Annotated in this window: 12 protein-coding genes; 6 read left to right on the top strand and 6 right to left on the bottom strand. The window is 68.3% G+C overall.

From position 1 onward, the window contains the following. Window positions 1–450: 450 nt before the first annotated feature. Entirely contained in the window at window positions 451–1,935 is a 1,485-nt protein-coding gene (locus tag ACT54R_RS20210; RefSeq protein ID WP_476329263.1) for an FAD/NAD(P)-binding protein, read from the bottom strand. Between the two features lie 27 nt (window positions 1,936–1,962). Continuing rightward, entirely contained in the window at window positions 1,963–3,186 is a 1,224-nt protein-coding gene (gene ssuD / locus ACT54R_RS20215; protein ID WP_476329265.1) for an FMNH2-dependent alkanesulfonate monooxygenase, read from the bottom strand. Window positions 3,187–3,406: 220 nt separating this feature from the next. Here ssuD (ACT54R_RS20215) and ACT54R_RS20220 point away from each other — a divergent pair, with 220 nt between their 5' ends. The 4 genes from ACT54R_RS20220 to ACT54R_RS20235 are packed head-to-tail and all read left to right on the top strand — an operon-like array spanning window position 3,407 to window position 6,674. Continuing rightward, window positions 3,407–3,967 (top strand): flavin reductase family protein, encoded by a 561-nt coding sequence (locus ACT54R_RS20220; protein ID WP_168457662.1) that lies wholly within the window; start codon window positions 3,407–3,409, stop codon window positions 3,965–3,967. A 26-nt stretch (window positions 3,968–3,993) separates the two neighbouring features. After that, window positions 3,994–4,953 carry a sulfonate ABC transporter substrate-binding protein gene (locus tag ACT54R_RS20225; protein WP_476329267.1) on the top strand — a complete coding sequence of 320 codons (960 nt, stop codon included), beginning with the start codon at window positions 3,994–3,996 and terminating at the stop codon, window positions 4,951–4,953. 21 nt (window positions 4,954–4,974) lie between these two features. Beyond that, entirely contained in the window at window positions 4,975–5,856 is an 882-nt protein-coding gene (gene ssuC / locus ACT54R_RS20230) for an aliphatic sulfonate ABC transporter permease SsuC (RefSeq protein WP_476329269.1), read from the top strand. Next, window positions 5,856–6,674 carry an ATP-binding cassette domain-containing protein gene (locus ACT54R_RS20235; protein ID WP_476329271.1) on the top strand — a complete coding sequence of 273 codons (819 nt, stop codon included), beginning with the start codon at window positions 5,856–5,858 and terminating at the stop codon, window positions 6,672–6,674. The genes ssuC and ACT54R_RS20235 overlap by 1 nt, the downstream gene beginning before the upstream one ends. Window positions 6,675–6,738: 64 nt before the next feature. On the opposite strand, the gene ACT54R_RS20240 is transcribed toward ACT54R_RS20235, so the two are convergent. From ACT54R_RS20240 to ssuD (ACT54R_RS20255), 4 genes are read right to left on the bottom strand one after another with little or no spacing between them, the layout of a single operon-like run. After that, entirely contained in the window at window positions 6,739–7,572 is an 834-nt protein-coding gene (locus tag ACT54R_RS20240; RefSeq protein ID WP_476329273.1) for an ABC transporter permease, read from the bottom strand. Beyond that, entirely contained in the window at window positions 7,565–8,386 is an 822-nt protein-coding gene (locus ACT54R_RS20245) for an ABC transporter ATP-binding protein (RefSeq protein ID WP_476329275.1), read from the bottom strand. The genes ACT54R_RS20240 and ACT54R_RS20245 overlap by 8 nt, the downstream gene beginning before the upstream one ends. 11 nt (window positions 8,387–8,397) lie before the next feature. Next, window positions 8,398–9,411, bottom strand: a complete 1,014-nt coding sequence (locus ACT54R_RS20250) for an ABC transporter substrate-binding protein (protein WP_476329277.1) — start codon at window positions 9,409–9,411, stop codon at window positions 8,398–8,400. Window positions 9,412–9,431: 20 nt separating this feature from the next. Further along, a complete protein-coding gene (ssuD, locus tag ACT54R_RS20255) occupies window positions 9,432–10,604 on the bottom strand; it encodes an FMNH2-dependent alkanesulfonate monooxygenase (protein WP_476329280.1) in 1,173 nt (390 codons plus the stop codon). 252 nt (window positions 10,605–10,856) lie between these two features. Here ssuD (ACT54R_RS20255) and ACT54R_RS20260 point away from each other — a divergent pair, with 252 nt between their 5' ends. Next, the gene (locus ACT54R_RS20260) at window positions 10,857–11,171 is read left to right on the top strand and encodes a hypothetical protein (protein ID WP_476329282.1); all 315 of its coding nucleotides are present in this window, start codon (window positions 10,857–10,859) and stop codon (window positions 11,169–11,171) included. Between the two features lie 138 nt (window positions 11,172–11,309). Next, complete coding sequence (gene msrA / locus ACT54R_RS20265; RefSeq protein WP_476329284.1) at window positions 11,310–11,966, top strand: peptide-methionine (S)-S-oxide reductase MsrA; 657 nt, start codon at window positions 11,310–11,312, stop codon at window positions 11,964–11,966. The last annotated feature ends 112 nt before the right edge of the window (window positions 11,967–12,078 follow it).

A 12,078-nucleotide genomic window follows, 5' to 3' on the forward strand; every position in this document is an offset into this window, starting at 1 on the left:
CATCGCTGCCAGAAGAGACCCCGCAAGGACTCCGCCGTCCACGTTTCTCTTTCTTCTGTCATACATGTCAAACAGCGCGCCCGGTCGGGCAAAATCTGCCTCGCCGAAGCGAGAGCCTCACACCCTTGGGAGGGTCCAGAGAACACCCTTCCGCCCGGCTTTTGACCGGCTGCCACTACGGACAGTGGAGAGGAGAGCTCCGGGGAAGCGCCGTCCCGCCATGCGGCGGCGCCCCGTCAGTGATGTGGCTTATAAGGGGGCCCCTCAGACCTGTCAACACCCTTGTTTTTGAGCCCGATACGATCTGTTGCCGGCTGTGGAAAACTCGGACGGCGTGACGCCACTAGCGACGGAGAAATCGAATTAAATCAGCTTACTATGGTCGTCCACAGGGGTTCCGACACCCCATCGTTCTACCGGCGACCCCGCGTTGAAGCCACCAGGTCCGCCTCAAATTCCTTCGCCGAGATCGACAAATTCCGCGATCAGCCGGGCATCGGGGCGCTGGCGCCGGGCCGCGGGACGCGTCAGTTCCTCGACGAGCTGGTGGACCTGGACAGCGATCTCCGGCACCGCGGTCACCTCCCAGAAGGCTGGGCGCGACAAGGGGCCGAGGGCGTGCAGCCAGGTCGAGGCATGCCCGTAGCGATCGAGCAGCGCTGTTCCGCGGGTCTCCAGCCCCAGCCCGAGCGGATCGGGACGGATACGTCCCGCCTCCCGCAGCCCTTCGAACGGCGGCACGGCAAGGGCTGCGAAATCGGAGCGCGGGCCCGTGCAGTTCACCACCCGTGCCACCTCGAGCGAGAGCACGCGGCCGGAATGTCGCCGGCGCAGGGTCGCCGCGACTCCGCCCGGCACAAGGTCGAGGCTGGCGATACGGCCGGCGACGACCGTGAGCTGGCCGGATTGCGTCAGCCCGCCGAAGGCCTCGGCAATGCGCGGCGCCATGCGGTGTCGGTGGATGTCCCAATAGGTTCGCCCATGGCGCAGGAAGCGCTCCCGGGCCTTGAGCGACCAGCCGGCCCAGACGGCCGCCAGCGCCGGGCGCGCGGCGTCCATCACCCGCTGCCACGGCACGTCGCGCGTTGCCGCCTGCCGGACGGCCGCGCGGATGAGGCGGAGCGCCTTTACCGGGTCGCCTGCCTCGCCCGGATCGAGAAACGGCTCCACGCCGCCGAGCCTGCCGGGCACGTCCGCATGGACATGGGGGACCAGGCCATGACGCGACACGCTCCAGATCGGCCCGCGATGACCGCGCGCCGCAAGCATCAGCGCCACGTCCACCATGGTGAGGCCCGAGCCGATGAGGAGCACGGGTGCATCAGGTGAGAGGGTATCGATGTCCGGCCATCGCCACGGGTCCGGCACGAACAGCGGGCTGTCATAGACGCCACCGTCGCGGGTCCGCGGCGGGCGCGGCGGCATGTTTCCCGTGGCGAGCACCACATGGGTCCCATCGATGCGGCGCCCGTCGGCCAGGGTGACGCTGGGTACGGGGCGATCGGAGACGCGCACCACCTCGCCGCGAACCCGGCGCAGACGGCCGTTTCGGGCCGCCAGCGCCGTTTCCAGCCGCTCGGCGAGATAGGCGCCGAACAGAGCGCGCGGCACGAAGGCGCGGGCAAGATCGCCCCCGGCCTCCTCGATGGCGGCGGAAAGATCGGCACCGCTCGCCTTCAGCCACTGGGCAAAGCTCGGCTTGAGCCCGACCTCCATGCGCGCCACCGGGACATTGAGCAGGTGGTAGGGGTCGCAGGCGCCGTAGGCTAGGCCGGGCCCGGCCTTCGCCTCCCGCTCCACCAGCACCACGTCGAGCCGCGCGGCAGCGGCGGCCAACGCGAACAGGGTGCCGCTGAAGCCCCCGCCAACGACCACCACGGTGCCACGCGCGTCTCGGCTCGGCTCTGCGCCTTGCGCTTCCCAGGCATTCAGCATGGCGTTGCTCCTCGCGAGGCGGTCCGATCAGGAGGCAGAGACGCGGCGCGCCTCGGGCACGATGGCATTGCCGATGATCTCGCCGAACGGGCCGCGATGATTGGTGACAACGCCGGGCGCACCGGTTCCGGATGCACGCGGCAGCAGCGGCAGCACGCTTTCGCCGAAGCGATAGGCCTCCTCCAGGTGAGGATAGCCCGAGAGCACGAAGGTATCGACGCCCACCGCCATGTATTCCTTGAGCCGCTCGGCCACGGTCTCGGGATCACCCACGAGGGCGGTACCGGCGCCGCCACGCACGAGGCCGACGCCCGCCCACAAATTGGGCGCCACTTCCAGCTTGTCGCGCCGCCCGCCATGCAGCGCGCTCATCCGCCGCTGACCTTCGGAATCCATACGGGAGAAGACCTTCTGCGCCTCGGCGATGGTCGCGTCGTCGACATAGCGGATCAGGTCGTCCGCCGCCGCCCAGGCCTGAGCGGCCGTATCGCGGACGATCACATGGAGGCGCACGCCGAATGTCACCTCTCGGCCCAGCGCGGCAGCGCGGGCGCGGATGTCCCTGATCTTCTCCGCCACCTGCGCGGGGGGCTCGCCCCAGGTGAGATACTTTTGCACCTGTCGGGCCGCCACATCATGAGCGGGCGCGGAGGAGCCGCCGAAGAACAGCGGCGGATGGGGCTGCTGCACCGGCGGATAGAGCAGCTTGCCGCCCTCCACCTTGAAGTGCTTGCCCTCGAAATTCACGTCCTCGCCCTTGAGAAGGCGGGTGTAGATGTCGAGGAACTCGGCCGTGATCTCGTAGCGCTCTGCATGGTCGGCGAAGAAGCCGTCGCCCTTGTTCTCAACCGGGTCGCCGCCGGTGACGACATTGATGAGGGCGCGGCCGCCGGAGATGCGATCGAGTGTCGCCGTCATGCGCGCGGCCACCGCCGGCGAGAGCAGGCCGGGGCGCACCGCCACCAGAAAGCGCAGGCGTTCCGTGAGCCCGGCAAGGGCGGAGGCGACGATCCAGCTGTCCTCGCAGCTGCGGCCGGTCGGGATGAGCACGCCGAAATAGCCGAGCTGGTCCGCCGCCTGGGCGATCTGCCGGAGATAGCCGAGGCTGACCTCGCGCGCCTTGTGCGACGTGCCGAGATAGTGGCCGTCCCCATGGGTGGGGAGGAACCACAGGACGTTGGCTTCGGTCGCGGCGGGCAGGCTCGGGTCGGCGGCAGAAATCGCGGCAGAGGACGACGCGGCGAGAGTCATGGACAGGCTCCGGATGGGGCCGGGAGCGTCGGGCCCACGCCCTCCGGCTTTAATTCAATAAACTTGATAGAATTTATTGACCCGCTTTGATCCGCCTGTCTATTGTTTTCTCCGATCCACCCCATCCGGATTGATCCGGAGGGGACGGAACGTGATGCCCCGAGGGGCAGAACCCGCGGGCCCGACCCTGTTCGCCCGCACGTTCGAAAAAGGCAGATCGATGAACGCGCACGTCTCCGCCGCACCGGGCCAGCCGGCCCAGATCGCCCCGGCTCCCGCCCCTTCCCCCGAAATTTCGGCCGCCTCGCTCGCCTTCCGCAGCGCCATGCGCAAACTGGCCGGCGCCGTGAGCGTGCTCACCGTGGGCCAGGGCGACGCGCGCACCGGCCTCACCGCAACGTCCGTCACCTCCCTTTCGGTGGAGCCGCCGACGCTGCTCATCTGCGTCAATCGCGCCACGTCGTCCGTCGCGCCTCTGCTGAAGGAGCGTGCCTTCGCCATCAACGTGCTGCGGCCGCATCACGAGCCGGTGGCCGACCGCTTCGCCGGCAAGGGCGGCCTCAAGGGTCCGGCCCGCTACGACGGTGCCGAGTGGACGCGCCTTTCCACCGGCGCGCCGGTGCTCGCCGATGCCCTCGCCGCGTTCGACTGCGAGCTGGAAGACGCCATCGAGCGGCACTCCCACCTCATCGTCATCGGCCGGGTGGTGGCCTCCCGCATCACCGAGAGCGCCGAGCCGCTGCTCTACTGGGCCGGCAGCTATCGCGGCCTGTCCTTCTGATCCCCCAATTCCAAGGAACTTGAGACATGAGCACCGGCATCACGCGCCGCCATTTTGCTGCCCTCGCCTCCGGCCTTGCGGGCGCCATCGCCTTGGGGGCGGCTCCGGCCCGGGCGCAGGAGAAAGTCGTCCGCATCGGCTACCAGAAATACGGCACCCTCATCCTGCTGAAGAACAAGGGTCTCCTGGAGCCTCTGCTGAAGCCGCTCGGCTACAGCGTGAAATGGGCAGAGTTCCCGGCCGGCCCGCAGCTCCTCGAAGCGCTTAACGCCGGGGCGGTGGACTTCGGCAACACGGGCGAGGCCCCGCCGATCTTCGCGCAGGCGGCCGGCGCGCCCCTCGTCTATGTGGGCTACGAGCCCGCCGCCCCGCAGGGCGAGGCCATCCTCGTGCCTAAGGACAGCCCGCTGAAGACCGTCGCCGACCTGAAAGGCAAGACGGTGGCGCTGAACAAGGGCTCCAACGTCCACTATCTCCTCGTGAAGGCGCTGGAGAAGGCGGGCGTGCCCTATTCCGACATCAAGACCGCCTATCTCACCCCGGCCGACGCCCGCGCCGCCTTCGAGCGCGGATCGGTGGATGCTTGGGCCATCTGGGACCCCTTCCAGGCGGCGGCGGAGAAGACCATTGAGGCGCGCCAGCTCGCCGACGGCACGGGCATCGTCTCAAACTACCAGTTCTATCTCTCGACCCGATCCTTCGTGGATCAGGCGCCGCAGGTGGTGGACGTGCTGCTCAAGGGCGTCGCCGAAGTTGGCGCGTGGGTAAAGGCGAACCCGAAGGCGGCCGCCGCCGAGTTCTCGCCGCTTATCGGCATTCCTGCCCCCATCCTGGAGGTCGCCCTCGCCCGCCAGCAGTATGACGTGAAGCCGATCACCCCCGAGGTGGCGGCAGCGCAGCAGCAGGTGGCGGATGCCTTTCTTGCCCTCGGCCTCATCCCCAAGCCCATCCGCATCGCCGACGCCCTGCGCGCGCCGAAGTCGTGATGCGGACCTAAGGAGCCTGCCATGAGCCCGCCCGCTCAGCATGACGCCGCCGTCCTTCCGGCGGCGGCCGCGTCCGTCGCTGCTGAACCCGCCGATGTCCGTCGCCTCGCCGGCGTCCGTGCAGCCGCGGTCGGCCGTGCGCTCCTGCCGTGGGCACTGCCCCTCGCCGTGCTCGCCTTGTGGCAGGCGGCGGCGAGCCTCGGCTTCCTCTCCTCGCGGGTGCTGCCGGCGCCGAGCGACGTGGCGGTGGCCTTCTGGCGGACCCTGGGCGATGGCTCGCTCCTCACCAATGTGGCGGTCTCGACCCGGCGGGCGCTGATCGGCCTCGCCATCGGCGGCTCCATCGGCTTTGCGCTGGGGGTGCTGAACGGCATCGTGCGGCCGGCCGAGACGGCATTCGATTCCACCATGCAGATGCTGCGCAACGTGCCGCATCTCGCCATCATCCCGCTGGTGATCCTGTGGTTCGGCATCGATGAGGAGGCGAAGATCTTCCTCGTCGCCATCGGCGTCGCCTTCCCCATCTATCTCAACACCTTCCACGGCATCCGCACGGTGGATCGCGGGCTGGTGGAGATGGCGCGGGTCTATGGCCTCTCCAGCACCGCCTTGTTCTGGCGCATTGTGCTGCCGGGGGCGCTGCCCTCCGTGCTGGTGGGGCTGCGCTATGCGCTCGGCATCATGTGGCTGACGCTGATCGTCGCCGAGACCATCTCCTCCACCGAGGGCATCGGCTACATGACCATGAACGCCCGCGAATTCCTGCAGACCGATGTGGTGGTGCTGGGCGTGCTCGCCTACGCGCTCCTCGGCAAGCTCGCCGACAGCTTTACCCGCGCCATCGAGCGTCGGGCACTGGCCTGGCATCCCGCCTATCAGCATGGATCGGAAGGAGCGGCCTGATGGAAATCTTCGCCGCGACAGACGCCGACATCGCCGCGAAGGTCCGCGCCGACGAAATCCGCGCGACCTTCACGCCGCCCGAGCCGCGCCCGAGCACACCGACGAGGTGGAAGGGCGAGCCCATCCATCTCTCCGCCGTCACCAAGAGCTTCGGCGCCCGCCCCGTGCTGCGCCGGCTGGATCTCGACGTACCAGCCGGCCAGTTCCTGGCCGTGGTGGGCCGCTCCGGTGGCGGCAAGACCACTTTGATGCGGCTCATCTGCGGGCTCGACCTCGCCACCTCCGGCACCGTGCGGGTGGGCGACACCCCCGTCACCGGGCTGATGCCGCAGGTGCGCCTGCTGTTTCAGGATGCGCGCCTTGCGCCATGGCAGCGGGTGCTTGCCAACGTGGGCATCGCGCGCGGTCCCCACTGGCGCGAGGAGGCCCATGCGGCCCTGCGCGACGTGGGCCTCGCCGATCGCGGCCGCGACTGGCCGTCGGTTCTCTCCGGCGGGCAGAAGCAGCGCGTGTCGCTGGCGCGCGCCCTGGTCTCGCGCCCCGGCGTGCTGCTGCTGGACGAGCCGTTCGGCGCCCTCGACGCCTTGACCCGCACCGAGATGCACCGCCTCACCGAGCGCATCTGGACGGAGCACGGCTTCACCGTTGTCCTGATCACCCACGACGTCGCCGAGGCGGTGGCGCTGGCGGATCGGGTCGTCGTGCTGCGGCAGGGCGAAATCTCCCTCGACGTGCCGGTGGACCTGCCTCGCCCGCGCAGCGGCATCGCCTCACCCGAGGCGCTCGACCTCCAGCGGCGCATCCTCGCCGCGGTCTGATCCCCCAAACAAAAAGGGGCGCCCGGTGATGAGCCGGGCGCCCTTTTTGTTGTCGGTGGCAGTTTCAGCGCTGGAGACCCCAGGCCCGCACCGTGCGCTGCTCGACGAGGCGGAACAGCACCTCCACCAGAAGGCCAATCAGGATCACCGTGACGAGACCCGCGAACACCCGGTCCGTCAGCAGCTCATTGCGGTTGCGATAGATGAACCAGCCGAGGCCGCCCGAGCGCGAAGAAACGCCGAACACCAGCTCGGCCGCGATCAGCGTGCGCCAGGCAAACGCCCACGCGATCTTCAGGCCCGACAGCAGCGAAGGCAGAGCCGCGGGAATGAGGATGAGCGCCACATAGGCCGGCCCCTTCAGCCCATAGTTGCGGCCGACGAGGCGCTGCGTCTCCGGTACCTGCTCGAACCCCGTCAGCGCCGCCAGCGCGAAGGGCCAGAGCACCGCATGCACCATCACCAGCAGCAGGCTTGCCTCGCCAAGGCCCAGCCACAGCATGGCGAGGGGCAGGAGGGCGATGGCCGGCAGCGGATTGAACATGGCCGTGAGGGTCAGCAGCACCTCCTTCACGAAAGGCACCGCGATGGCCACCGAGACGAAGACGAGGGCGAGCGCCAGCGCCAGCACATAGCCCTTCACCAGCACTGTGAGCGAGGCAACCGAGGCCGGGAACAGGTCTTCATGGCGCAGCGCTTCCACCAGCGCCGACATGGTGTCGGTGAAGGTGGGAAAGAGCAGCGGGCTGTTCTGCCACGTTGCCGCCACCTGCCACAGCACGGCGAGACCCGCGAGCACCACCAGACGGCGCACCAGAGTGAAGCGCCACAGACCGACAGGCGAAAAGGTTTGGCGGAGGGTCGAGCCCGGCGCGCCCGACAAGGAAACATCAGTCATGGCGCGCTCCATCGGCGAAGAGAAGATCGCTCACCTCCCGCACCACGCCCTCGAAGGCCGAGGAGCCGCGCTCGGCGAGCCCGAGGCCGGAGGTGTCGAAGCTGGCGATGGTCCGGCCGGGATGGGCCGCCAGAAGATGCAGCCGCGTCCCGATCAGCACCGCCTCGTCGATGGCGTGGGTGACGAAGACGAGGGTGAAGCCCTGCTCCTCAGCGAGGCGCAGCAGGTCTTCCTGAAGGGTCCGCCGGGTGAGGGCATCGAGGGCGGCGAACGGCTCGTCCATCAGCAGCACGTCCGGCTCGGCGGCGAGCGCCCGGGCGATGGCGGCGCGCTGCTTCATGCCGCCGGAAAGGGTGTGCGGATAGGCATCGAAGGCGCGCGCGAGCCCCACCTTGGCGAGCGCCGCCCGTGCCCGCTCGCGGGCCTCCTTCAGAGGCACCTTGCGAGCGACGCGCAGCGGGAAGGCCACATTGTCCGTGATGCTCTTCCACGGCAGCAGCTGGTCGAATTCCTGGAACACCACGATGCGGTCCGGTCCCGGCCCGGTCACTTTATTGCCGCGCAGGCTCACCGTGCCGGCAGCGGGCTTCAGGAAGCCGGCCAGCGCCTTGAGGATCGAAGACTTGCCACAGCCGGAGGGGCCGAGCAGCACGAGGCGCTCGCGCGCATGGACGGTGAAGCTCACATCCTCCACTGCCCGGTGGCGACCGGCCTGCCCCACATAATCGAGGGTCAGGCCACGCGCCTCCAGCACGGGCGGCGCGGTGTGGGCGAGGGGCGCCATGGCGGCGGACACGACGGCGTGGATGGTCATCGCACTCCCCCTCAGCTGCCCGACGCGGAATGCAGGTCCTCGAACGTGAAGTCCTTGAAGCTGGTCGGCTTCGCCTTGATGGCGCCGATCCGGTTCATGAAATCCGCAAACTTCAGCGTGCCAAGCGGAACGAGCGTGTATTGCGTGTCCGGATCGCTCAGCACCTCGGCGACGAAGGCGGGATCGAGCTTCGACTTCTCGACCTTCACATAGATGTCCGCCGCCTCTTTCTTGTGCTGCTCTACCCATTTGGTGGCTTCCTCGAAGGCTTCGAGGAAGGCCTTGTAGGTCTTCGGATTGTCCTGCCGGAACTTGACGGTGGCATAGGCCACCGTGGGCGTCACCGGGCCGCCGAAGATCTCGTAGGAGGAGAACACCTTGTGGATCTTCGGATCCTTCAGCGCGTGATTCTGGAACGGCGCGTTGGAGAGATAGCCGGTGATCTCGGTGGAGCCGGAGAGAAGGGCCGCGGTGGCGTCCGGGTGCGGGAGCGTCACCATCAGCGCGTCGAGCTTCTTCGCATTGCCGGGCCCGAAGGTCTGCTCGGCGGCGAGCTGGAGGATGCGCGCCTGCACCGACACGCCAGCCACCGGCATGGCGATCTTGTCCTTCTCGGTGAAGTCCTTGATGGTCTTCACGTTGGGATTGTTCGTGAGCAGGTAATTGGGCTGCGCGCCGAAGGCGCCGACGATCTTCACCTCGTTGGAGGTGCCACGGGTCTTGTCCCACAGGGTCAGGAAGGGCCCGATGCCGGCGGAGGCAATGTCGATGTTGCCGGCGAGCAGCGCGTCGTTCACCGCCGAGCCGCCGGAGAGCTGAATCCAGTCCACCTTGATGTCGATGCCGAGCGCCTTGCCGTGCTTCTCGACCAGCCCCTGCTCCTTCATCACATGGAAGGGCGTGTACAGCGTGCCGAACTGCTGGGCGATGCGCAGCACGCCCTCGGCCCGTGCGGGCGCGGCGGCAAGCACAGGGACAAGTGCGAGAGCGGTGGCAAGGCCGAGGACGGCGCGACGGGTTTTCATCTCGAAGACCTCTCGAATGCTCAGGAGACGGCGGCGAGGCGCCGCTCCGCGCTGTGGGAGCCCACGGCGAATTCGTTGACGATGTTGTCGGACACCTTGCGGCGGCGGCCGTCGATGCCGAGTTCGGGGAACAGCAGCTCGGCCACCCGGTAGGCTTCTTCCAGGTGCGGATAGCCCGAGCCGATGAAGGTCTCGATGCCGATTTCCTGATATTCGCGGATGCGGGCGGCGACGCTCTTGGGGTCACCCACCAGCGCGGTGCCGGCGCCACGGCGCACGAGGCCGATGCCTGCCCACAGGTTCGGCGCGATCTCGAGCTTGTTGCGATCGCCCGGCTGGAGCGCGGCCATGCGCGCCTGGCCGACGGAATCCATCTCCACCTTGAAGCGCTTCTGCGCGTTCTCGATCTGCTCGTCGGAGACGCGGGAGATCAGCCGGTCGGCGGCGGCCCAGGCTTCGGCCTCGGTCTCGCGCACGATGAAGTGGATGCGCAGGCCGAACTTCAGCTTGCGCCCGCGCTTCGCGGCGCGGGCCTGAACGTCGGCGAGCTTGTCCTTCAGGATGTGGGGTGGCTCGCCCCAGGAGAGATAGGTGGTGACATGCTCGGCCGCGACCTCGTGGCCGGCCTCGGAAGAGCCGCCGAACCACAAGGGCGGGTGCGGCTTCTGCACCACCGGGAAATCGAGCCGGCCGTGGGCGACACGATAATACTTGCCCTCGAAATCCACCGTCTTCCCGGCGACGAGATCGCGCCAGATGGTGAGGAACTCGTCCGCCTGGGCATAGCGCTCGTCGTGCTCCAGGAAGATGCCGTCGGCGCCCAGCTCGGCGGGATGGCCGCCCACCACCACGTTGAGCAGCAGCCGTCCGTCGCTGAGGCGGTCGAGGGCCGCCGCCTGCCGGGCGGCAAAGGCCGGCGAGGTGACGCCCGGCCGCAGCGCCACGAGGAATTTCAGGCGCTCGGTGGCCGTGGCGAGGCCCGCGGCGGTGATCCAGCTGTCCTCGCAACTCTGCCCGGTGGGCAAAAGCACGCCCTTGAAGCCCAGCCGGTCCACCGCCTGCGCCACCTCGCGGAAATAGGCGAATTCCGGCGGGCGCTGCTGCGTCTCGGAGCCGAGATAGGATCCATCCCCATGGGTGGGGATGAACCAGAACAGGTCCGGAGGGGTGGCGGGAGACTGCAACGCGCTCATCGGGGACTCCGTTATTCCCCATCAAGGTTGCGTACATTATTCGATAATGTCAACGGATTTTATTGTATATATGGACAAACTCGATTTTCGAATGTGAATTCCAGCCTGCGCATGCGTCGTGGCGCCTCGAATGCGACCGAACGGGCTAATGCTCGCGATGCTTGATGCGCGACGTGCCGACGTGCATTTGCGTGCGATCCTGCCTAAATGGGGGCCGTTGAGCCTTCGCCCCAAGGAGCCGCGCGCCGCCCCATGATCCGCTTCCTGCTTCGCTTCACCGGATTCTGGCTGCTCGCGGGCGGCTTCGTCGCGCTCATCGTGGACGGCACGCGCTCCATTGCGGCCTCCGGCCTCACCTTCACCTCGGCCGGGGATGCCTGGTTCGCCTTGGCGCCGGGCAGCCTGGAGCGGGCAGAGACTTCGGCCAAGGCCGGGATGCCGGCGGTGTGGAACACCGTTCTGCTGCCCCTCCTCTCCATGCCCGCCTTCGCGCTGCTCCTGCTTGTCGGGCTGATCCTGATGGGCCTTGGCCGGGTGCGGGAGCGCTCGCGCTTCGAGATCGGCTGAGCGGCCTCGCCCGCCCCCTCGCACAAGCACGGCCGCATCCCCATATTGGGGATCCAGCGGGTTTTCCCCTGCCCCACCCAACACCATGACGTGGCCCCAGGGTCCGATGCCCTCCGGCCGCGAGACGAGGAGCCTGCCATGTTCTGGCTGAAGAAGTCCCTCGACCTGCCCACCGCCGCCGAGGCCCTGCCCGGCCGTGCCACGACCATCCCCACCGCCGAAGTCCACTACGTGAACGGCCACGCCCTGAAGGGCCCGTATCCGAAGGGCTTCGAGACCGCCGTGTTCGCCCTCGGCTGCTTCTGGGGCGCAGAGCGCAAATTCTGGCAGCAGGACGGCGTGTGGGCGACGGCGGTCGGCTATGTCGCCGGCCATACGCCGAACCCGACCTATGAGGAGGTCTGCTCCGGCAGCACTGGCCACACCGAAGGGGTGCTGGTGGTGTACGACCCGGCCGTCGTCTCCTATGGCGACCTGCTCAAGCTGTTCTTCGAGAGCCACGACCCGACCCAGGGCATGCGGCAGGGCAATGATGTGGGAACGCAATACCGCTCCGGCATCTATGTCACGAGCCCCGAGCAGCGGGCGGAGGCGGAGGCGGCGAAGGCGGCCTATGGGCCGGCGCTGAAGGCGCGGGGCTTCCCCGCCATCACCACCGAGATCGCCGAACTCGGGCCGTTCTATTTTGCCGAGGGCTACCACCAGCAGTATCTGGCGAAGAACCCCAACGGCTATTGCGGCCTCGGCGGCACCGGCGTCTCCTGCCCCATCGGCACCGGCGTCGCCGCGCAGTAGGACCGATCCGGCGCTGATGCGCCGGGCATCGTCCCGTTTGGCGGCGATGATGCGCCGGGCAATCACAGGCTTGGCGGCGATGATGCGCCGCCTTGCCAAATCGCCACGCGGC

The sequence above is a fragment of the Xanthobacter sp. DMC47 genome (genome assembly GCF_056313845.1).

Bases quoted from the DNA above. Each gene is read 5' to 3' on its own strand.
- ACT54R_RS20210 (WP_476329263.1), bottom strand. From the start codon at position 1,935: ATGCTGAATGCCTGGGAAGCGCAAGGCGCAGAGCCGAGCCGAGACGCG.
- ssuD (WP_476329265.1), bottom strand. From the start codon at position 3,186: ATGACTCTCGCCGCGTCGTCCTCTGCCGCGATTTCTGCCGCCGACCCG.
- ACT54R_RS20220 (WP_168457662.1), top strand. From the start codon at position 3,407: ATGAACGCGCACGTCTCCGCCGCACCGGGCCAGCCGGCCCAGATCGCC.
- ACT54R_RS20225 (WP_476329267.1), top strand. From the start codon at position 3,994: ATGAGCACCGGCATCACGCGCCGCCATTTTGCTGCCCTCGCCTCCGGC.
- ssuC (WP_476329269.1), top strand. From the start codon at position 4,975: ATGAGCCCGCCCGCTCAGCATGACGCCGCCGTCCTTCCGGCGGCGGCC.
- ACT54R_RS20235 (WP_476329271.1), top strand. From the start codon at position 5,856: ATGGAAATCTTCGCCGCGACAGACGCCGACATCGCCGCGAAGGTCCGC.
- ACT54R_RS20240 (WP_476329273.1), bottom strand. From the start codon at position 7,572: ATGACTGATGTTTCCTTGTCGGGCGCGCCGGGCTCGACCCTCCGCCAA.
- ACT54R_RS20245 (WP_476329275.1), bottom strand. From the start codon at position 8,386: ATGACCATCCACGCCGTCGTGTCCGCCGCCATGGCGCCCCTCGCCCAC.
- ACT54R_RS20250 (WP_476329277.1), bottom strand. From the start codon at position 9,411: ATGAAAACCCGTCGCGCCGTCCTCGGCCTTGCCACCGCTCTCGCACTT.
- ssuD (WP_476329280.1), bottom strand. From the start codon at position 10,604: ATGAGCGCGTTGCAGTCTCCCGCCACCCCTCCGGACCTGTTCTGGTTC.
- ACT54R_RS20260 (WP_476329282.1), top strand. From the start codon at position 10,857: ATGATCCGCTTCCTGCTTCGCTTCACCGGATTCTGGCTGCTCGCGGGC.
- msrA (WP_476329284.1), top strand. From the start codon at position 11,310: ATGTTCTGGCTGAAGAAGTCCCTCGACCTGCCCACCGCCGCCGAGGCC.